Below are 21,407 nucleotides of genomic sequence, written 5' to 3' on the forward strand. Positions count from 1 at the left end.
ATCAAGTCATGTCAGTCTACTTCCCGTCGGGTGGGGGCGAGAGGGGAAAAAGGGGGACTCCGGTCTCCCCGACCCGCCTTGGTGCGCCGGGCCGTTCGGGCGGATCGTCGATCCGCCCGACAGCGATGGCCGGTGCCGCGCCGGACGTGGAGGTCAGGGGCGGTTGGTCAGGTAGCCGCCCATGGAGGTGAAGTACTCGGCCGCGGGCAGCTCGCGGCCGTCCTCGGTGCGGACGCGGGTGATCGCCAGGCCGTGGTTGCGGCCGGTGCGGGCGTCGGCTCCGGCGACGATCACCACACCGTCGCCCTCGCGGTAGAAGATGCGGCCGGGCGTACCGCCGTAGCATCCCTCGGAGACGACGGCGGCCAGGACCTCCAGCCGCCTGCCCCTGTGGAAGGTGAACGCGCTGGGGTACGGCTCGGACTGGGCGCGGATCAGGCGCTCCAGGTCCTCGGCCGGCCAGCCCCAGTCGATGCGGCTGTCCTCGAGGGACCGCTTGTGGAAGAAGCTGGCCCGGGAGCGGTCCTGCCGGGTGAACTCCGTCTGCCCGGAGGCGATGAGGCCGAGCGCGCCGATGGTGACCGGCGCGATGAGGTCGACGGTCTTGTGGAAGAGGTCGGTGGCGGTGTCCGCCGGCCCGACCGGCACCGCCTCCTGCCGCACGATGTCGCCGGCGTCGAGCTCGTCGTTCATCATGTGCGCGGTGACGCCCACCTCGGGCTCGCCGTTGATCAGCGCCCAGATCAGCGGGGAGAAGCCGGCGTACTTCGGCAGCAGCGAGTCGTGCACGTTCAGTGTGCCGTGCCGCGGCAGATCGAAGATGCGCGGAGGGATCCAGGTACGCCAGTTGTTGGCGACGATGATGTCCGGGTCGGCCTCCTTCAGGCGCTCGAACAGCTCCTCGTCGTCCGGCCGGTTGCGGATGACGACCGGTACGCCGTTCTCCTCGGCGAGGTCGGCGACCGAGTCGCTCCAGATCTTCTCGTACGCGTGCTCGCTCTTGGGGTGGGTCACGACGAGGACCACGTCGTGCTCGGAGTCCAGGAGGGCTTGCAGGGTGCGGTGCCCCCAGGTCTGGTAACCGAACATGACGACCCGCATGGGGTTCCTCCTCAGGCCAGGAATGGGTGCCCGGTCAGTAAAGCAAGGCTTACCTAAGTGGTCAACGGGGCCTCGGGGAAGGCGTGCTGACGGGCGGTCAGTCTCCGGGCTGTCCGGTTTGTTCTATGGACAGGCTGCAAGGAATGAGCTTAGCCTTACCTAAGTTCGGGCCGCGGCTCTTCGGCGTGCCCGGCTTCTCGTACTTCCCGATGCTCGACCAACGGCCGCCTTCCCCGCAGGGCGGCCGCCCGCACGATGGGAGTGACATGGCACAGGCTCGTCCTGGCGACGCCCCTTTGATCCACGACCTCATAGGCATCGGCTTCGGGCCGTCCAACGTGGCCATGGCGATCGCGCTCAGCGAGCACAACGCAGGCGTCGCCCCCGAGGAAGCGGTCACCGCCCACTTCTTCGAGCAGCAGCCGCGCTTCGGATGGCACCGAGGCATGCTCATCGACGACGCGACCATGCAGGTGTCCTTCCTCAAGGACCTGGTGACGCTCCGGAACCCGGCCAGCGAGTACAGCTTCCTGTGCTACCTCCAGAGCCAGGGGCGGTTGATCGACTTCATCAACCACAAGAACCTCTTCCCGCTGCGGGTGGAGTTCCACGACTACTTCGAGTGGGCCGCCCGCAAGGTCGACGACATGGTCTCCTACGGCCACGAGGTCGTCGGCGTCATGCCCGTCGTCCGCGACGGTGTGGTGGAGCACCTGGACGTCACGGTCCGGTCGGGGGAGGGGCTCGCGGTCCACCGCGCCCGCAACCTCGTCATCGGCACCGGTCTGCGTCCCCTCATGCCGGAGGGGGTGGAGCGCTCCGAGCGCGTCTGGCACAACTCCGAACTCCTCGCGAAGGTCGACGGGCTGGACGGCGGCTCGCCGTCGCGCTTCGTCGTCGTGGGCGCCGGACAGAGCGCCGCCGAGAACGTCGCCTACCTCCACCGGCGCTTCCCCGAGGCCGAGGTCTGCGCCGTCTTCTCCCGCTACGGCTACAGCCCCGCCGACGACAGCAGCTTCGCCAACCGGATCTTCGACCCGGCGGCCGTCGACGAGTTCTTCACCGCGCCGGAGGACGTCAAGCGCCGGCTGATGGACTACCACGGGAACACCAACTACTCCGTGGTGGACATCGACCTGATCGACGACCTCTACCGGCAGATGTACCAGGAGAAGGTGCTCGGCAGCGAGCGTCTGCGCTTCCTCAACGTCTCCCGGCTCACCGACGTCAAGGACGCGCAGGGCAAGGTGCGGGCCACGGTCACCTCCCTCGTCACCGGGGAGGAGACCCTCCTGGACGCGGACGTCGTGGTCTTCGCCACCGGCTACAGTCCCGCCGACCCCGTCGCCCTGCTCGGCGAGGTCGCGGACCGCTGTCTGCGCGACGACGAGGGCCGGGTCCGCGTCGAGCGGGACTACCGCATCGCCACCGACCCCGACCTGCGCTGCGGCATCTACCTCCAGGGCGGCACCGAGCACACGCACGGCATCACCTCGGCGCTGCTGTCCAACACCGCCATCCGGGTGGGCGAGATCCTCGACTCGCTCGTCGGCCGGGGCCCGGTCCCCTCGGGCGGGGCGCGGACGGTCGCCGACGGCACCAGCAGCACCGCGCGCTAGGCCGATCCGCCGATCAGAGGGACAACGTACGTCGACATGGGCACGACAGCAGTGGAGCGACCCACCTCCCAGGCCCCAACACGGTTACGCCGTAAGCGAGTTGTGGGTCTCGGCATGCTGGTGGCGATTCTCGTCGCCGCGGGGATGGTGTCGTTGGCGGTGGGAGCGCGCGAGTTGAGTCCCGGTGAGGTGTGGCACGGGCTGTTCGCGGCGCCCGACTCCGACCGGCGGCTCACCGAGATCAGGCTCATCGTGCAGACCGTACGGGTGCCCCGGACGGTGCTCGCGATCGTCGCGGGCATCGCCCTGGGCGTCGGCGGTGCCCTGTTCCAGGGCTACACCCGCAACCCGATCGCCGACACGGGCCTGCTCGGGGTGAACTCCGGCGCGTCCTTCGCCGTCGTGTCGGCGATCGCCGTGTTCGGGTTCTCCCGCCCCTTCCAGTACGTCTGGTTCGCCTTCCTGGGCGCGGCGGTGGCCGGTGTCGTCGTGTTCGGCCTGGCCAGCATCGGCCGGGGCGCCGGCAACCCCCTGACCCTCGCCCTCGCCGGGCAGGGCGTCACGGTGTTCCTCGCGGCGATGACCACGGCGGTCGCGCTGTCGGACCAGAAGTCGCTGAACGCCCTGCGGTTCTGGAACGCGGGCTCCGTGGCCGGGATCGGCTTCGACGTCATCTGGCCGGTGACCGCGTTCATCGCGGTCGGCCTCGTACTGGCGCTCACCACGCTGCCCACCGTCAACCTGCTGAACCTCGGCGAGGACGTGGCGCGCGGGCTGGGCGTGAACATCGCGCTGAGCCGGACGGTCGGCATCGCCGCCGTCACCCTGCTGGCGGGCGCGGCGACGGCGGCCTGCGGTCCCATCGCCTTCCTCGGGCTCATGGTGGCCCATGTGGCCCGGTACCTCACCGGTCCCGACTACCGCTGGCTGGTGCCGTACGCCGGACTGCTCGGCGCCGTCGTCCTGCTGGTCTGCGACATCGTGGGGCGGCTGGTGGTGCGTCCGGGGGAGCTGGACGCGGGTGTCCTCGTCGCCCTGCTCGGCGCGCCGTTCTTCGCGGGGCTGGTGTGGCTCGGAAAGTTCAAGAACGCATGAACGGGACGGACGTGAAGCCATCGGTGGCACCGGGCCTCAGGCTCGGCGGGGTGTCGTTCGTCTGGCGGCCCTGGCTGGTTCTGGTCACGCTGCTGCTGGCGGCGGTCACCTTCCTGGTGTTCTGCCTGTCCATCGGCGTCGGGGACTTTCCCATCGGCCTGCCCCGGGTCCTCGCCACGATCCTCGGCCGGGGCGAGCAGGTCGACGAGTTCGTGATCATGGATCTGCGGATGCCGCGCGCCCTGGCCGGGGTCGTCGTGGGGATCGCGCTCGGGGTGTCCGGGGCGATCACGCAGTCCGTCGCGCGCAATCCGCTGGCCAGCCCGGACATCCTCGGGATCACCGGGGGCGCGGGTGCGACCGCGGTGTTCCTGGTGACGGCGTCGGGCGGGACCGCCGCGGCGATCGTCGACTCCGTGGGAGTGTCCGCGGCCGCGCTCGTGGGCGGTCTCGGCACCGGGCTCCTGGTGTACTTCCTGGCGTGGCGGCGCGGGATCGACGGCTTCCGGCTGATCCTCATCGGCATCTCGGTGAGCGCGGTGACGGAGGCGATCACGACCTGGCTGCTGGCCACGGCCGACATCAGGGACGTGGCCCGGTCCCAGGCCTGGCTGGTCGGCTCGCTGGACAACCGCTCCTGGAGCGAGGTGCAGGTGGCGCTCTGGGGCACGCTCGTCCTCCTGGCCGTGGTGGCGTGCGTGTCGTTCCAGTTCAAGCCGATGCACCTCGGCGACGACGTCGCGGCGGGCCTGGGCGTCCGCCACTCGGCGGTGCGGGCGGCCCTCCTGCTGTGCGCGGTCCTGCTGGCCGGCGTGGCGGTGAGCGCGGCGGGCCCGGTCCCGTTCGTCGCCCTGGTGGCCCCGCAGGCGGCGATGCGGCTGACCCGGTCCCCCACGCCACCGATACCGGCCTCCGGTGTGGTGGGCGCCCTGCTGCTGACCGGCTCGGACCTGCTCGCGCGTACGGCCCTCCCCGTCGGTCTCCCGGTCGGTGTGGTCACCGCCGCGATCGGCGGCCCCTTCCTCGTCCATCTGCTGGTACGCGCGAACCGCAGATAGCTGACACTACGTTAGGTAAGCCTGAACAAGGGGGCCTTGTGGTCGCTCAGTCCATCACCGGCGTCGAGACCGGGACCGATACGGCCGCGAGGCTGGCCGCGAGGGGGGTCACGGTCGGGTACGGCGCCCGGACCGTGATCGAGGATCTCGACGTGGCGATACCGCCCGGCGTGATCACCACGATCATCGGCCCCAACGGCTGCGGGAAGTCGACCCTGTTGCGGACCCTGGCGCGGCTGCTCAAGCCGGCCGGCGGGACGGTCGTGCTGGACGGCGAGGACATCGCCGGGCTCAGGACCAGGGACGTGGCGAAGAAGCTCGGGCTGCTGCCGCAGGCGCCGGTCGCGCCGGAGGGGCTGACGGTGTCCGACCTGGTCGCCCGGGGCCGCCATCCGCACCAGAGCTGGCTGCGGCAGTGGTCCTCGGACGACGCCGCCGTGGTGGAGCGCGCGCTCGCCATGACCGGAGTGTCCGACCTGGCCGGCCGGGCGGTCGACACCCTGTCCGGCGGGCAGCGGCAGCGGGTCTGGATCTCGATGACCCTGGCCCAGGGCACCGACCTGCTGCTGCTCGACGAGCCGACCACCTATCTGGACCTGGCGCACGCGATCGACGTGCTCGACCTGGTGAGCGACCTCCAGGGCTCGGGCTGCACCGTGGTCATGGTGCTGCACGACCTCAACCTGGCCGTCCGCTACAGCGACCACCTCGTCGTGATGCGGTCCGGGTCGATCCTGGCGCAGGGGCACCCGAGTGACGTCATCACGGCCGAGTTGCTCCACGCGGCGTTCGGACTGCGCGCCAGGGTGATCGACGACCCGGTGGGAGACCGGCCGCTCATCGTTCCGATCGGGCGTACGCACGTCCAACTGGACTAGATGCCAACAAAGTTGGGTAAGTTAGGCTAGGCTAACCTTACTTCGGTGCGGTACGGTTTGCCTGCCCTTACCCGGGCGCACTGGTCAGCGCGAACAGCAAGGGGATTGACGGATGCTCCTCCACAGAACGACGCGTAGAAGGCCGTGGCGGCGGCTCGCGGCGACCCTGTCCGCCGCGGCCCTCGGTGTCGGCCTCCTCGCGGGGTGCGGTTCCGGCTCGGACACGGACGCGGCCGACAAGGCGGGCGACGCCACCTCGACCACCGCGGCCGGCGCCTTCCCGGTCACCGTGGAGCACGCGTTCGGCAGCACGACGGTCAAGAAGGCCCCCGAGCGGGTCGTCACCGTCGGCTACACCGACGACCAGACCGTCCTGGCGTTCGGCATCAAGCCCGTCGGCATGGTCGACCAGTACCCGAACCCGACGGGCCGGAGCCCCGACATCAACACCCAGTGGCCGTGGGTGAAGGACAAGTGGGGCGACACCAGGCCCGAGGTCATCATGAAGAACGGTGACTCCGGCCCCAACTACGAGAAGATCGCCGCCCTGCGCCCGGATCTGATCATCGCGGTCTACTCCGAGGTCGACCGGGCCGCCTACGACAAGCTCTCCAGGATCGCTCCCACGGTGGGCCGTACCAAGACCGAGAAGGAGCCGTTCAGCGCGCCCTGGCAGGACAACGCGCTCCAGATCGCCAAGGCCCTCGGCAAGGCCGAGGAGGGCCAGAAGATGGTCGACGACATCGAGGGCAAGCTCGACGCGGCGAAGAAGGCGCACCCCGAGTTCGCCGGCCGGAAGGCCGTGGTGCTGTCCTGGTACGAGAACTCCGTGGCGCCGTTCACCTCCACCGACGTCCGCGGCCGGCTCGTGTCCGGCATCGGCTTCGGCTACCAGACCGAGATCGACAAGATCGCGGACGGCAGCTTCTACACCAAGCTCTCCCCCGAGCGCGTCGACCTGGTCGACGTCGACCACATCTTCGTCATCAACGACAAGGCCGACACGGAAGCCCTGAAGAAGTTCAAGCTCTTCGCCAACCTCGACGCCGTGAAGAAGGGCAACGTGTCCTACCTGCTGGACAGCGAGGGCCCGGCGGTCGGCGCGGCCATCTCCCAGGGCACCCTGCTGTCGATGCCGTACGCGATCGACGAACTCGTCGAGTCGGCGGCCGGCCAGTAGATGTCGACCGACACGCGTGTGGCCCCCGCGACCCTGCGTACGGCGTCCGGACGCGAGGCCGGCCGGTGGGTCACGGCGCACTGCCGCGAGGTGCCCTGGCTGACCGCGGCCACCGTGCTCACCACGGTGGCCGGGGCGGCGCTCCAGGTGCTCCCCGTGCTCCTGCTCGGCAGGGTGGTCGACGCAGTGGTCGAGGGCGAGTCGCGCTCGGTCCTCGTCACCGTCGGAGTGCTGATCGCGGTCGCCGCGCTGCTCGGCGCGGCGGCCACCGCGGTGTCGACCTACCTGATCGGGCGGCTGGGCGCGGACCTGCTCGCCCGGCTGCGGGAGGGCGCCGTCCGCGCGGTGCTCGGCATGCCGAGCGCACGCATCGAGGAGGTCGGCCGCGGAGACGTCCTCTCCCGGGTCGGCGACGACGTGGCCGTGATCTCCAAGGGCATCCGTACGGCCGTCCCCACCGTGTTCTCGGCAGGGGTGCTGGTCACCATCGCCACGGCCGGCATGTTCGGACTGGACTGGCGGCTGGGCCTGGCCGGCGCCGCGGCCCTGCCGGCCTACGCGCTGGCCCTGCGCTGGTACCTGCCCCGCTCCGCGCCCCTCTACCAGCGGCAGCGGATGGCCCAGGCCGACCGTGCCCAGGCCCTGATCAGCGGCCTGAACGGGATCGACACGGTCCGTGCCTACCGCCTCGAGGACACCTTCCGTGAGAAGGTCACCGCCGAGTCGTGGCGGGTGCGCAACCTGGGCATCGACGTGTTCCGGTTCTTCGGCCGGTTCGTCGGCCGGGAGAACCGCGCCGAGTTCATCGGGCTGGTCCTGATCCTCCTGGTCGGATACGGCCTGCTGGAGACGGACGCCGCCACCCTGGGCGAGGTGTCCGCGGCGCCGCTGCTGTTCCACCGGCTGTTCACCCCGCTCGGCCTCATCATGTTCACCTTCGACGAGGCGCAGAAGTCGGGCGCGAGCCTGACCCGGCTGGTCGGTGTGCTGGGGGAGGCCGCCGAGGGCCGGCTCGTGGGCGACCCGGCCGTCGCGCCGGCGGACCCCGCGCCCCTGCCGGTGACCGTGAAGGGGCTGACGTTCCGCTACCCCGGCACCGACGAGCCGGTCCTGAGGGACGTCGACCTGACGATCCCGGCCGGCGGTTCGCTCGCCCTGGTGGGGGCGACGGGCGCGGGCAAGACGACCCTGGCCGCGCTGATCGCGGGCATCGGGACCCCGACGTCCGGGTCCGTGCGCGTCGGGTCGACCGACCTCGCCGGTCTGGACGAGGCCGGGGCACGGGCCCTGGTGAGCATCCTGACCCAGGAGACCCACGTGTTCTCCGGTCCGCTCGCCGACGATCTGCGGCTGGCCGCTCCGGAGGCCACCGACGCCGAGCTGACGGGCGCGCTGCGCAGGGTCGGCGCCGGCGCGTGGGCCGAGGCGCTGCCCGACGGGCTGTACACCGCGGTCGGCGAGGGCGGCGAGCGCCTGGACGTCACCAAGGTCGCCCAGCTCGCCCTGGCGCGGCTGGTGCTGGCCCGCTCGCCCGTGGTCGTGCTCGACGAGTCGACCGCGGAGGCGGGCAGCGAGGGCGCCGCGGAACTGGAGCGGGCGGTACTGGCCGCGTGCTCCGGCCGGACCACGCTGTTCGTGGCGCACCGGCTCACCCAGGCCATGGCGGCCGACCGGATCGCCGTACTGGACGCGGGACGCGTGGTCGAACAGGGCACGCACGACGAACTGGTGGCTGTGGGCGGCCGCTACGCACGACTGTGGCGGGCCTGGCGAGAAGGCAGTTGACCGGCCCCAGGCCAGGCAGCCCTCCGTTATGTGAGGCAACTTTCATGCTCAGAAGGGGCGTTGAGTCGTCGATGGAACCGAGCGCTCGTCTCGTACTGCTGTCCACCGATCGCCTTTCCGATGTACGCCGGCGCATCGGCGACCACTCCGACAGGACCGTCGCCGAAGCGTGCGCCATCGGGCTGTCGTACTGGGCGACGGGCCTGAGTCCTGACGGCATCGACCTCACCCCCGGCACGCTCTTCGCCGACGTCCTCGGCTGGGTCGGCAACGGCGGTGCGGCGCCCGGCGGTTGGCGGGTCGGCGCGGACGGACGCAGCATCACCGTCCCCGAAGGCGTCGACCCGGCCGACGCCCAGCTGGCCCTGGACGACCTGGCCGACTTCCCCGACCGGCCCCTCGGCACGATCGGCCCGTCCAGCGTGGCGGCGCGGCTCGCGACCCTGGCCGAGTGGAACGACAACCGGGCCGACCGCGTCCGCCCCACCCTCGTGGAGATGTTCCGCGAACAGGCCCGCACCCGGCCGGACGCCGTGGCCGTCGTCGACGAGCACCGCACGCTGACCTACCGTCAAGTCGCTCAATTCTCCAGCCAGTTGGCTCATCATCTGATCGAACGCGGTCTCACCGCCGAACAGATCGTCGGTATCTCCCTCGGCCGCTCCGCCGACATGGTCGTCGCTCTGCTAGCCGTGCTCCAGGCGGGAGGCGCGTTCGTACCGCTCGACCCGCAATGGCCCGCCGCGCGCCGGGCCGTCGTCATCGAGGACGCCCGGGTCGTCCTGCAACTCGACGCCTCGGGCCAGCCCGCCCCGGGTGAACCGGACGCCGTGGCCGTGGACCTCGGCGACTGGCGGTTCGGCGCGTACCCCACGGAGGGGACCGGCGTCACCGTCCTCGGCGACGCCCTGGCCTATGTCATCTTCACGTCCGGTTCCACGGGGCGGCCCAAGGGCGCGATGATCCGGCACGAGGCGATCAGCGAGCGCCTGCTGTGGCAGGTCGACGAGATCCTGCGCTTCGGCCATGACGACGCCTCGCTGTTCAAGGCGCCGCTGTCCTTCGACATCTCCATCAACGAGATATTCCTGCCGCTGGTGTCCGGCGGCCGGCTGGTCGTGCTGCGGCCCGGCGGCGAACGCGACCCGCACCATCTGCTGGGCGTGATCGCCGAGCACCGCGTCACCTTCACCTACCTCGTCTCCTCCATGCTGGACGTCCTGCTGGAGATCGCGGGCGAGTCGGGGCGCCTGGACAGTCTGCGGCACGTGTGGTGCGGCGGCGAGGTCCTGACCCCTGAGCTGTACGAGCGCTTCCGCACCAGGCTCGACATCCCCATGTACCACGGCTACGGCCCCGCCGAGACGACCATCGGCGTCTCGCACGTCATCTACCGGGGCGCGGCGGAACGCCTGTCGACGTCGATCGGCAGGGCCAATCCGAACACCCAGCTCTACGTCCTGGACGACGAACTGCGCCCGGTCCCGGTGGGCGCCGGTGGCGAACTGTACGTGGGCGGCTTCCTCCTGGGGCGCGGATACGTGGGCGCGCCCGGCCTGACCGCTTCCCGGTTCGTCGCGAACCCCTTCGCCGCCGACGGCTCCCGGCTGTACCGGACCGGTGACCTCGCACGCTTCAACGCCGACGGATCGCTGGACTTCCTCGGCCGGGCCGACAACCAGATCAAGATCCGCGGCATGCGGCTGGAGATCGAGGACGTCGAGGCCGGGCTGGCGGAGCACCCCGGCGTCCGGCACAGCTGTGTCGTCGCGAAGAAGAACACGGCGGGCGGCACCTACCTCGTCGGGTACGTCATCCCGGCCGCCGGGAGCGAGGACCTGCGGGCGGACGACGTCACGACGTGGGCCGCCGCGCACATGGTGGAGTACATGGTGCCCGCCCATGTCGTCGTCCTGACCGCGTTCCCGCTCACCGCCAACGGCAAGCTCGACCGGGCCGCGCTCCCCGAGCCCGTGATCGGGACGGGCTCGCTCGTCCGGCCCGTCACCGAGGACGAGCGGGCGGTGTGCACGGCGGTCGCGGCCGTCCTGCGGCTCGACGAGGTCGGCGTCGACCAGAACTTCTTCAAGCTCGGCGGGGACAGCATCCTCGCGATCTCCCTGCTGAGCGCGTTGCGCGAGGCCGGGCTGCATGTCACGGCACGGCAGATCTTCACCCACGGCACGGTGGGCGCGCTGGCGGCGGTGGCGAGCCGTGAGGACGTCTCCGCCGTCGACCACCGCGACGTCCCCACCGGCTCCGTCGTGGGATCACCCGTCGTGCAGTGGCTCGGCGAGACCACCGACGCCATCGACGGCTTCGTCCAGTCGGTGGTGCTGACCACCCCCGCGGACCTGACCGCGGACGACCTCGACGAGATCCTCACCGCCGTGGTCCGCCGGCACGACATGCTGCGCGCCCGGCTGGTGCGCGGCGAGCGGTGGAGCTTCGAGATCCCCGAGCCCGACCGGGCCGTGGCGGGATGGCAGGAGAGCGACCGGCCGCTCGACGCGTGCGTCGCCCTCGCCACCGCGGGCCTCGACCCGGCGGGCGGCGCGATGCTGCGGGCCGTCTGGCGCCGCGCGGCACGGCAACTGGTCCTCGTCGCCCACCATGTGGTGATCGACGGTGTGTCCTGGCGGATCCTGATGGACGACCTGGCCACCGCATGGCGGCAGCGCACCGCGGGCGCCCCGGTCGAACTGCCCCGGGCGGGCACGTCCTTCCGGCGCTGGACCCACCTGCTGGAACGCGCCGCGTTCGACGCGGACAGCGCGTACTACCGGCAGCCCCTGCCGGGTGAGGACCTGCCGGTGGGCCGGCGTGCCCTGGCCGCGACCGACACCGTCGCGAAGGAGCGGCTGCGGACCGTCTCGGTCGGCCCCGAGGTCACGGCCGCGCTGCTGGGCGAGATCCCCGCGAAGTTCCACGCCGGCGTCAACGACGTCCTGCTGACCGCGCTCGCCGTCGCCCTCGCCCGGTGGCGCCGTGACCTGGGCCACACGCAGACCTTCGCGCACATCGAACTCGAGGGCCACGGCCGCGAGGCACCGTTCGTGGCGCCCTCCGCCGGCTTCGAGCCCGAACTGTCCAGGACCGTGGGCTGGTTCACCACCCTGTTCCCCGTGACCGTCGACCCCGGACACACCGCCGACTTCACCGCACCCTCCTACCTGGCCGCCGCGCTCAAGGCGGTCAAGGAGGACCTCGCCCGGGTGCCGGACAACGGCGTGTCCTACGGCGCCCTGCGCTACCTGGCCGGGACCGAGTTCGAGGCGCCGGCCCCCCAGGTGCTCTTCAACTATCTGGGCCGCTTCGACGCAGGCGCCCCCGGAGACTGGCAACTCGCCAGTACCACGGGCCAGTTGGGCGAGAGGCGCGATCCGGGCATGCGCCTGCCGCGTCCCCTGGAGTTCAACGCCATCGCGGAACCCGCCGCGAACGGCGCGTACGAACTGGTCACCACCGTCTCCTGGCCCGAGGGGATGTTCACCGACGACGACATCACCACCCTCGGCGCGTACTACCGGACGGCCCTGGCCGGACTCGCCGCGCTGGACGAAGGCGGCCACTCGCCCAGCGACTTCGCGCCGGTGCGGCTCACCCAGGCCGACGTCGACGCCCTCGACGGCCCCCGGCTGCTGGACGTCCTGCCGCTGACCCCGCTCCAGGAAGGCCTCTACTTCCACTCCGTCTTCGACGACGACTCGGCCGGCTCCTACGTCGAGCAGCAACTGCTCACGCTGGACGGCGAGGTGGACGCGGACCGGCTGGAGGCGGCCGCCACCCGCCTGCTCACGCTCCACCCCAACCTGGCGGCCCGGTTCACGGCCCTCGCCGACGGCCGGGTGGTCTCCGTTCTGGAGAGCGGGGCGCGGGCGCCGTTCCGCACACTGGACCGCCCCGGCATCACCGACGCCGAGCTGCGCGCGTTCGCCGAGCGGGACCGCCGCGCCGGGTTCGACCTCGCGACCGGCCCGCTGATGCGGTACACCCTCGTCCGCGGAGGCCCCGGCCGTGCCGTCCTGGTGCAGACGGTGCACCACATCATCGCCGACGGCTGGTCGGTACCGCCGATGCTGCGCGCGCTGCTGGCCGAGTACCACGCGCCGGGAACGGTGCACCCCCTCGGCGGCTTCCCCGACTACGTACGCCGGCTCGCCGGACACGACGAGGGCGAGAGCGACCGCGTCTGGCGCGAGCAGCTCGCCGAACTGCCCGGCCCCTCCCTGGTCGCCGAGGGCCACACGCCCTCCGACCGCTTCGCGGACACCGCCCTGGAGCCGCGGGACGACATCGACGCGGCCGCCCGGTCGGCCGGCGTGCCCCTCAGCGCGGCCGTGCACAGTGCCTGGGCGGTGACCCTGGGCTCCCTCCTGCACGGCAGGGACGTGGTGTTCGGCTCCACGGTGTCCGGACGCGACCTCGACCTGCCCGGCATCGAGGACATGGTCGGCCTGTTCATCAACACGATCCCCGTGCGGGCCCGTTGGGCGGCGACCACCACCGCGCACGATCTGCTCGCCTCGGTACGCGAGCACCAGAGCGCGGTACTGGCGCACCAGCACGTCTCGCTGGCGAGGATCGGCCGGCTCGCCGGCGGCGGCTCCCTGTTCGACACCCTGGTGGTCTTCGACGTCGCCACCGACGTGGCGGGACTGCGGCGGCCCGGCGACACCCTGGCCGTCACCGGCATCGTCAACGAGGGTGCCCCGCACTACCCGTTGACGCTGGTCGTCGAACGCACCCCCGACGGCCGCGCCCGCTTCAACCTGATCTACGACGGTGAGCTGATCCGCGAGACGAGCGCCCGGTCCGTCCTGCACACCTTCGCCCGGACCCTCACCGGTCTGCTCACCCGGCCGGACGCCCTGGTCGACGACCTCACACCGGAGAACGACCGGCGTCCCGTGGGCAGCACGCCGGCCACGCTCGGCGGACTGTTCGACGCCGCCGCCCGCCGCGACCCGTCCGCCACCGCCGTCACCCAGTGCGCCCTCGACGGCGCCACCCGCTCCCTGACCTACGGTGAACTGGCCGCCGCGAAGGCCGAGTTGGCCTCGGCACTGCGCGCGGCCGGGGTCGGACCGGGCCAGCGGGTCGCCGTCGCCGTCCCGCGCTCCGTCGAGCAGGTCGTCGCCCTGGTCGCGATCGTCGGCGCGGGCGGCGCGTATGTGCCGCTGGACCTGGCGTACCCCGACGAACGGCTGGAGTACATCCTCGCGGACGCCGCTCCGCAGGTGGTCCTCGTGGACCGCGACCAGCGCGACCGCTTCACGCGACTGCTGGCCCGGGCGGGCGTCCCGGCCCGGGTGCTGGCGCAGGGCGACGCACCGGAACCGGCGCAGACCGCCGTCGCGCCCGCTGCCGAGGCCGGCTGGCACGATCCCGCGTACGTGATCTACACCTCCGGCTCGACCGGCCGGCCCAAGGGCGTCGTCGTCCCGCACTCCAGCGTGGTGACCCTGCTCGGCAACACCCGGCCCGACATGGGCTTCGGCCCGCGGGACGTGTGGGTCCAGTTCCACTCCTTCTCCTTCGACTTCGCGGTCTGGGAGCTGTGGGGCGCGCTGGCCCACGGCGGTGAGCTGCTGGTGCCGGAGTACGGGCTGACCCGTTCCCCGGTCGACTTCCACCGGCTGGTCCGCGAGCGCTCGGTGACCGTGCTCAACCAGACGCCGTCGGCGTTCTACCAGTTCATCGAGGCCGATCGGCACGCGGGCGAGCCGCTGCCCGCACTGCGCCGGATCATCTTCGGCGGCGAGGCGCTGGACCTCGGGCGGCTGCGCGGCTGGGTCGACCGGCACGGCACCGCCACGCCCGAGCTGGTCAACATGTACGGCATCACCGAGACCACCGTCCATGTCACCCACCGGGTGCTGACCGACGAGGACTTCGCCGGCGGCGACGCCGTCAGCCCCATCGGCGGACCGATCCCCGGCCTGGCCACCTATCTCCTCGACGACCGGCTGCGGCCGGTCCCGCCGGGCAGGGTGGGCGCCATCTACGTGGCCGGCGACCAGGTGTCGCTCGGCTATCTGGGCCGGCCCGGACTCACGGCGAGCCGGTTCGTGGCGAACCCGTTCACGGGCGACGGCTCCCGCATGTACCACACGGGCGACCTCGCCCGCCGCACCCTCGACGGCGAACTGGAATTCACCGGCCGCGCCGACGATCAGGTCCAACTCAAGGGATTCCGCATCGAGTTGGGCGAGGTGGAGAACGCGGTCCGGGAGCTCGACGGAGTGGTCGACGTGGCCGTCACCGTCGCGGCCGACGCCGACCACCTGGTGGCGCACGTCGTGGGCCGGGTGCCCGGCGACCTCACCGCCCTGCTGTCGGCGAAACTGCCCGTGCACATGGTGCCGGGCCGGGTGCTGACGCTGGACGCCCTGCCTCTGACGGTGAACGGCAAACTGGACCGCCAGGCCCTGGCAGCCGGCGCGGCAGCGCCGCCCAGGGGCGCGGGGAACTGCGCGACCGGCCACGACGCACCCGCAGACGAACACGCCGCACTCCCCGCGTTCGTCCGCATCTTCGCCGAGGTGCTGCACGACACCGACGCAAACCCCGACACCGACTTCTTCCGCGCCGGAGGCGACAGCATCGTCGCCATCACCCTCGTCAACCGGGCCAGGGCGCTCGGCCTGCCGATCGCACCCCGCGACGTGTTCCTGCACCGGACCCCCCGCGCGCTCGCCGGACACCTCGCGGCACAGGCACCGCGGCCCGCGGCGGCACCCGCACCGGACCGCCGCGAGGACGGCCCGCTGACACCGACGCCGATCATCCTGCGCCGCCGCGAACTGGGCGGCTCCCTCGCCCGGTTCGCCCAGGCCCGGACACTGGTGGCCCCCGAGGGCACCGGGTACGCCGACGCCGAGCGCGCCGCGCGCACCGTCGTGGCCGCGCACGCGGCCCTGCGGCTCCGGCTGCGGACCGAGCACGGCGTCTGGACCCTGCGGACCGAACCCGCCGGCGGGATCACCGTCGTACGGCCGGACACGACCGATGCCACGACGGCGGCGAACGAGGCCGCCGGACGGCTCGACCCCGAAGCCGGTGAGGTCGTCGCGTTCTCGTGGCTGGAGCGGAGCCGGACCCTGGTGGTCACCGTGCACCACCTCGCCGTGGACTCGGTGTCCTGGCTGATCCTGCTGGAGGACCTGGCGACCGCCCTGCGCGCGGAGGCCCTGGCGCCGCCGACCACCTCCTACGCCGAGTACGCCGAAGCACTCGCCCTCGACGCCGCCCGCACGACCGACGACCTCGGGCACTGGATCACCACGCTCCAGGCGCCCCCGCTGCTCCCCGCCGTCGACGGGCTCCGCGAGACCACGGTCGTCCTCGCGCCCGACGTGACCGACCGGGTGACGCGTACCGCGCCCACCGCGCTCGGCGTCGGCCTCACCGAGCTGCTGTGCGGCGCGCTGCGCACCGCCCTCACCCGCATCCAGCCCGAGCCCACGGATCTGGCGATCGAGCTGGAGCGGCACGGCCGGGTCCCGGTCCTGGAGCACCACGACTACACCCGTACGGTCGGCTGGTTCACCGCCATCGCGCCCGTACGGCTCACCGCGCACACCGATCCGGTCGCCGCGGCGCGCGAACTCGCCGCACGCCAGCCCGACGAACGGGCGCACGCCGGCTACGGCCGGCTGCGGTACCTCAACCCGCAGACGGCCCCGCTGCTGACCGCCCGCCCGCAGGTGCTGTTCAACTACCTCGGCCGGGGCAGCGAGTCCCAGGCGGTGCACATCACCGGCGGCGACGAGGGCAGCCGGTACGCCGTCGAGGTGAACGCCTGGCTCGACGCCGCCACCGGAAGCCTGCACGCGGCCTTCACGCTCGCCGAGGGCATCCCCGACGAGCTCCTCGACCACTGGCGCGGCGCGCTGGAGCAGCTGGCCGACGCCTCCGCGACGACCGAGCGCACGGCACCGGTCACCCCCCTCCAGCGGGGCCTGTACTTCCAGGCGCAGCTCGCGGGATCGGCCGGACACTACGTCGCGCAGAGCTGGTTCACCTTCGACCGGCGCCTGGACACGGACGCGCTCGCCGAGGCGATGGCATACGTGACCGCACGGCACCCGGTCGTCGGCGCCGGCTTCACCACCGACGACGACGGCAACCCCGTGCAGGTCCTCAGGGCGGGCCGGCGGGTCGGGGTCCGCACCGTCGAGCTCGCGACGGACGCCGAGGTGGAGGACCTGCGCGCCCGGGACCGCGACACGGGCTTCGACCCGGGCGAGCCGCCGCTGATCCGGCTGACCGTGGTACGGCGGCCCGGCGGCCGTGACGGTCTGCTGCTCAGCTACCACCTGCTGCTGTGGGACGGCTGGTCCCGCGAGATCGTGCTGCGTGACCTGTTCGACGCCTACGAGGCCGTCGTCGCGGGCGAGTCGCCGGTCCCGGTCCCGGCCGTGCCGGGCTTCGAGGACCACGCCCGGGCGCTCGACGCCAGGGACGGCGCCGCGGCGGAACGCTTCTGGGCGGAGCACCTGGCCGGACTGCCCGGCCCGACCCTGCTCGCCGGGCCGGCGCCGGTGTTCTCCGACGACCTGCCGCGGGCCCTGGTGCACACCATGACCGCCGCCCAGTCGGAGCTGCTGGCGGAGGCCGCCAGACGGCACGGCGTCACCCTGAACTCCGTGCTGACCGGTGCGTTCGGTCTGCTGCTGGGCGCCCGCACGGGCCGCGGCGACGCCGTGTTCGGCGTGACCGTCTCCGGCCGCGAGGGCGAGGGCCTCGAGGACATCGTCGGCGTCCTGCTCAACACCGTGCCGATGTGGACCAGGGCCCGGCCGGACGACACGGTCCGCGGCTACCTGTCGGCCGTACAGGCGGCCAGGGTCGAGGCCATGGAGCACGAGCACCTGGGGCTCGGCGAGATCCAGCGGGCCAGCGGGCACGACACCCTGTTCGACAACCTGTTCGTGCTCCAGAACTTCCTGGACCTGGACGCGTTCGCCGAGATGAACGCCCGGCACGGCATCGTCTCGGTCAAGGCGGAGGACTCCACCCACTACCCGTTCACCTGGGTCGTCACGCCCGGCGACCGGCTCACGGTCAAGCTGGAGTACCGCGACGGCGACACCGAGGGCGCCCGCCGGCTCCTCGACGACTACCTGCGCGTACTGGACGACCTGGCCCGGGCCACCGGACCGGTCGGCGCGCTCGGCGGGCTGGGGCCGGAGCCCGTGCGGGAGGAGCGCACGGACATCGGCACGGACACCGTCGTCGACCGGTTCGACCGGGCCGCCGACCGTGACCCCGAGCGGGTGGCGCTGGTCGCCGACGGCGCGACCCTGACCTTCGCGGGGCTCCGGGACCGCAGCCGCGCCGTGGCCGGAGTGCTCGTGGGGCGCGGCATCGGCCCCGAGACGACCGTGGGGCTCGCGATCCCGCGCTCCCCGGACTCGATCGTGGCCCTGTTCGCCGTCCTGCGGGCGGGAGCCGCGTATGTGCCGCTGGAGCTGGACCATCCGGACGAGCGGATCGCCGCGATCGTCGCCGACGCCCGCCCGGACGTGATCCTCACCGTGAGCTCCGTGGCGCCCCGGCTGACCGGCATGGGCGGCGAGCTGGTCGAACTGGACCGTCCGCTGCCCGCGGCCGAGCCCTACCGGACGTTCGCGCCCGAGGACCCGGACCGGCTGCGGCACCCCGCGTACACGATCTACACCTCGGGCTCGACCGGGAAGCCCAAGGGCGTGGTCACCGAGTACGCCGGTCTCACCAACATGCTGATCAACCATCAGCGCCGGATCTTCGAGCCGGTGCTGGCGCGGCACGGCCACCGGGTCCTGCGGATCGCGCACACCGTGTCGTTCGCCTTCGACATGTCGTGGGAGGAGCTGCTGTGGCTCGCCGACGGCCACGAGGTGCACATCTGCGACGAGGAACTGCGCCGTGACGCGCCCCGGCTGGTCGCGTACTGCCTGGAGCACGGCATCGACGTCATCAACGTGACGCCGACCTACGCCCAGCAGCTGGTCGCCGAGGGCCTGCTCGACGACCCGGCACGGCGGCCGGCGCTGGTGCTGCTGGGCGGTGAGGCCGTCACCCCGACGCTGTGGCAGCGGCTCGCGGAGACCGAGGGGACGGTCGGCTACAACCTGTACGGGCCCACCGAGTACACCATCAACACCCTCGGCGTCGGCACCTTCGAGTGCGAGGACCCGGTGGTCGGTGTGGCGATCGACAACACCGACGTGTACGTCCTCGACCCCTGGCTGCGGCCGCTGCCGGACGGGGTTCCCGGTGAGCTGTACGTGTCCGGCATCGGCATCGCGCGCGGCTATCTCGGACAGCCCGCCCAGACCGCGCACCGGTTCGTCGCCTGCCCGTTCGGCGAGCCCGGCGAGCGCATGTACCGCACCGGGGACCTGGTGATCCGGCGTCCCGACGGCAATCTCCTGTATCTGGGCCGCACCGACCAGCAGGTCAAGATCCGGGGGCACCGGGTCGAACTCGGCGAGGTCGAGGCGGTGTTCGCGGCCCACCCGGCGGTGCGGTTCGTCGCCGCGGTCGCCCAGCCGGACCCGCAGGTCGACGGCTCCCACCGGCTGGCCGCCTATCTCGTGCTGGACGGCGCGGACCTGGCGTCGGTCGCCGCCGAGGTGGGCGCCGGACTGCCGGACTTCCTGCGCCCGACGCACTACGCCCGGGTCGACGGCATCCCGCTGACCGTGAACGGGAAGGCTGACACGAAGGCACTGCCGGAGGCCAAGCCGCTGGGCGCGCTGACCACGGCGGGGGAGCGGGGCCCCGGGACCGGGACCGAGACCGTGGTGTGCGAGTTCTTCGCCGAGGCACTGGACCTGGACGACGACGAGGTGAGCGCGGTGAGCGACTTCGTGTCCCTCGGGGGGCACTCCATGCTGGCGGTACGGCTGATCGGGCTGCTCCGCCGCGAGTACGGCCCTGTGATCACGATCCGAGACCTGTTCACCCTGCGCACCCCGGAAGCGATTGCCCGCCACCTCGATGACAACTCCTGACACCCAGCGGCCCCGCACGGGGTCCGACATCCTGCGCACCGCCCTGCGCCGCAACCTCGGCGCCATGGCCGGGGGCACCCTCCTCATGGGCCTGTACCAGGCCGGTGAGACGGCGTTCCCGATCGCGCTCGGCCTGATCGTCGAGCACACCCTGCGCCACCGCAGCCTCGGCTCGCTCGGCCTGTCGATCGCCGCGCTGGCCGTGATCATCACGACGGTGTCGCTGTCGTGGCGGTTCGGCATGCGCGTCCTGCAGAAGGCCAACACCACGGAGGCGCACCGCTGGCGGGTGCGGGTCGCGGCCTGCGGACTCCAGCCGGTGGCCCGGGACGTCGACCTCAAGTCCGGCGAGGTGCTGACCATCGCCACCGAGGACGCCGACCAGACCGCCGACATCATCGAGGTGGTGCCGCTGCTGATCAGCTCGCTGGTCGCGGTGGTGGTCGCGGCGGTCGCGCTGGGCCTCGCCGATCTCCGGCTCGGCCTGCTGGTGATCGTGGGAACCGTCGCGATCATGTCGATCCTGAGCGTGCTGTCCCGGCGGATCGGCTCCAGCACCCAGGAACAGCAGGCCCGGGTGGCGCGGGCGGGTGCGAAGGTCGCCGACCTGATCACCGGTCTGCGCCCGCTGCACGGCTTCGGCGGCAACCACGCGGCGTTTTGCTCCTACCGGACGGTCAGCACCGAGGCGCAGCACCAGGCGGTCACCGTCGCCAAGGTCAACGGCGCCTACGCGGGCACCGCGCTGGCCCTCAACGCGGTCCTCGCCGGCGCGGTGACCCTGACGGCGGGCTGGCTGGCCTTCGACGGCCGGATCGACATCGGGGAACTCGTCATGGCCGTGGGGCTGGCGCAGTTCATCATGGACCCGCTCAAGCTGTTCTCGGAGATGCCCAAGTACGTCATGATCGCCCGGGCCTCGGCCGAGCGGATGGCGCTGGTGCTGGCCGCGCCGCCGGTGACGGTCCCGGGGCCGGAACGCCCGGCCGCGGGCGGGGGACTGGAGATCGACTGTGTGCGGTACGGGTCCCTGCGCCGGCTGAAGCTCCAGGTGTCCGCCGGTGAGTTCGTGGCGATCGCCGCCTACCAGCCGCGTACGGCCGCCGACCTCGCGTCGGTCCTGGCCGTCAACGTGCCGCCGGAGGCGTACGAGGGCGTGGTGCGGGTCGGCGGGCGGGAGCTGGCGGACCTCTCCATCGAGGCGCTCCGCGCGCACCTGCTGGTGAACCCCTACGACGGGGAGATCTTCGCGGGCACCCTCCGCACCAACATCGACCCGTCGGGCAGCAGCCGGCTGGTCCCCGAGGCCGTCGAGGCGTCCATGCTCACCGATGTCGTCGCCCTCCACCGCGAGGGACTCGAGTACGGTGTCCGCGACCGCGGCGCGAACCTCTCCGGCGGGCAGCGTCAACGGCTGTCCCTGGCCCGCGCCCTGGCCGCCGACACCGAGGTCCTGGTCCTGCACGACCCGACGACGGCCGTGGACGCCGTGACCGAACAGCTCATCGCCCGGGGCGTCGCCCGACTGCGCCGGGGCCGCACCACCCTCGTCATCACCAGCAGTCCCGCCCTGCTCGACGCCGCCGACCGTGTCCTGGTCCTGGACGACGGCGTCATCACGGCCGAGGACACCCACCGCAACCTGCTGGCGACGGACGAGGAGTACTGCGCGGCGGTGGCCCGGTGAG

At 72.2% G+C, this 21,407-nt stretch carries 9 protein-coding genes; 8 read left to right on the forward strand and 1 reads right to left on the reverse strand.

The features are described 5' to 3' along the window. Window positions 1-153 precede the first annotated feature (153 nt). On the reverse strand, window positions 154-1,101 hold the full coding sequence (locus tag AQJ64_RS32830; RefSeq protein WP_055631263.1) for a methionyl-tRNA formyltransferase: 948 nt from the start codon (window positions 1,099-1,101) through the stop codon (window positions 154-156). A 266-nt stretch (window positions 1,102-1,367) separates the two neighbouring features. On the opposite strand from AQJ64_RS32830, the gene AQJ64_RS32835 reads away from it, so the two are divergent. The 8 genes from AQJ64_RS32835 (at window position 1,368) to AQJ64_RS32870 (ending at window position 21,406) form a co-directional block, all read left to right on the forward strand. After that, the gene (locus AQJ64_RS32835) at window positions 1,368-2,720 is read left to right on the forward strand and encodes a lysine N(6)-hydroxylase/L-ornithine N(5)-oxygenase family protein (RefSeq protein WP_055631264.1); all 1,353 of its coding nucleotides are present in this window, start codon (window positions 1,368-1,370) and stop codon (window positions 2,718-2,720) included. A gap of 36 nt (window positions 2,721-2,756) precedes the next feature. Continuing rightward, complete coding sequence (locus tag AQJ64_RS32840) at window positions 2,757-3,815, forward strand: FecCD family ABC transporter permease (protein WP_055631265.1); 1,059 nt, start codon at window positions 2,757-2,759, stop codon at window positions 3,813-3,815. Continuing rightward, window positions 3,812-4,873, forward strand: coding sequence for a FecCD family ABC transporter permease (locus AQJ64_RS32845; protein ID WP_055631266.1), 1,062 nt, complete (start codon window positions 3,812-3,814; stop codon window positions 4,871-4,873). Before AQJ64_RS32840 ends, AQJ64_RS32845 begins: the two co-directional genes overlap by 4 nt. A 38-nt stretch (window positions 4,874-4,911) precedes the next feature. Beyond that, window positions 4,912-5,751 carry an ABC transporter ATP-binding protein gene (locus AQJ64_RS32850; RefSeq protein ID WP_055631267.1) on the forward strand — a complete coding sequence of 280 codons (840 nt, stop codon included), beginning with the start codon at window positions 4,912-4,914 and terminating at the stop codon, window positions 5,749-5,751. A gap of 112 nt (window positions 5,752-5,863) precedes the next feature. Then, on the forward strand, window positions 5,864-6,931 hold the full coding sequence (locus AQJ64_RS32855) for an iron-siderophore ABC transporter substrate-binding protein (protein ID WP_055631268.1): 1,068 nt from the start codon (window positions 5,864-5,866) through the stop codon (window positions 6,929-6,931). Next, entirely contained in the window at window positions 6,932-8,716 is a 1,785-nt protein-coding gene (locus AQJ64_RS32860; RefSeq protein ID WP_055631269.1) for an ABC transporter ATP-binding protein, read from the forward strand. 71 nt (window positions 8,717-8,787) lie between these two features. Further along, window positions 8,788-19,719: a non-ribosomal peptide synthetase gene (locus AQJ64_RS32865; RefSeq protein WP_055631270.1), complete on the forward strand. Its 10,932-nt coding sequence runs from the start codon at window positions 8,788-8,790 to the stop codon at window positions 19,717-19,719. Beyond that, the gene (locus tag AQJ64_RS32870) at window positions 19,706-21,406 is read left to right on the forward strand and encodes an ABC transporter ATP-binding protein (RefSeq protein ID WP_055631271.1); all 1,701 of its coding nucleotides are present in this window, start codon (window positions 19,706-19,708) and stop codon (window positions 21,404-21,406) included. Before AQJ64_RS32865 ends, AQJ64_RS32870 begins: the two co-directional genes overlap by 14 nt. The last annotated feature ends 1 nt before the right edge of the window (window position 21,407 follow it).

The organism is Streptomyces griseoruber, assembly GCF_001514205.1.
GTDB classification, from domain to species: Bacteria; Actinomycetota; Actinomycetes; order Streptomycetales; family Streptomycetaceae; genus Streptomyces; species Streptomyces griseoruber.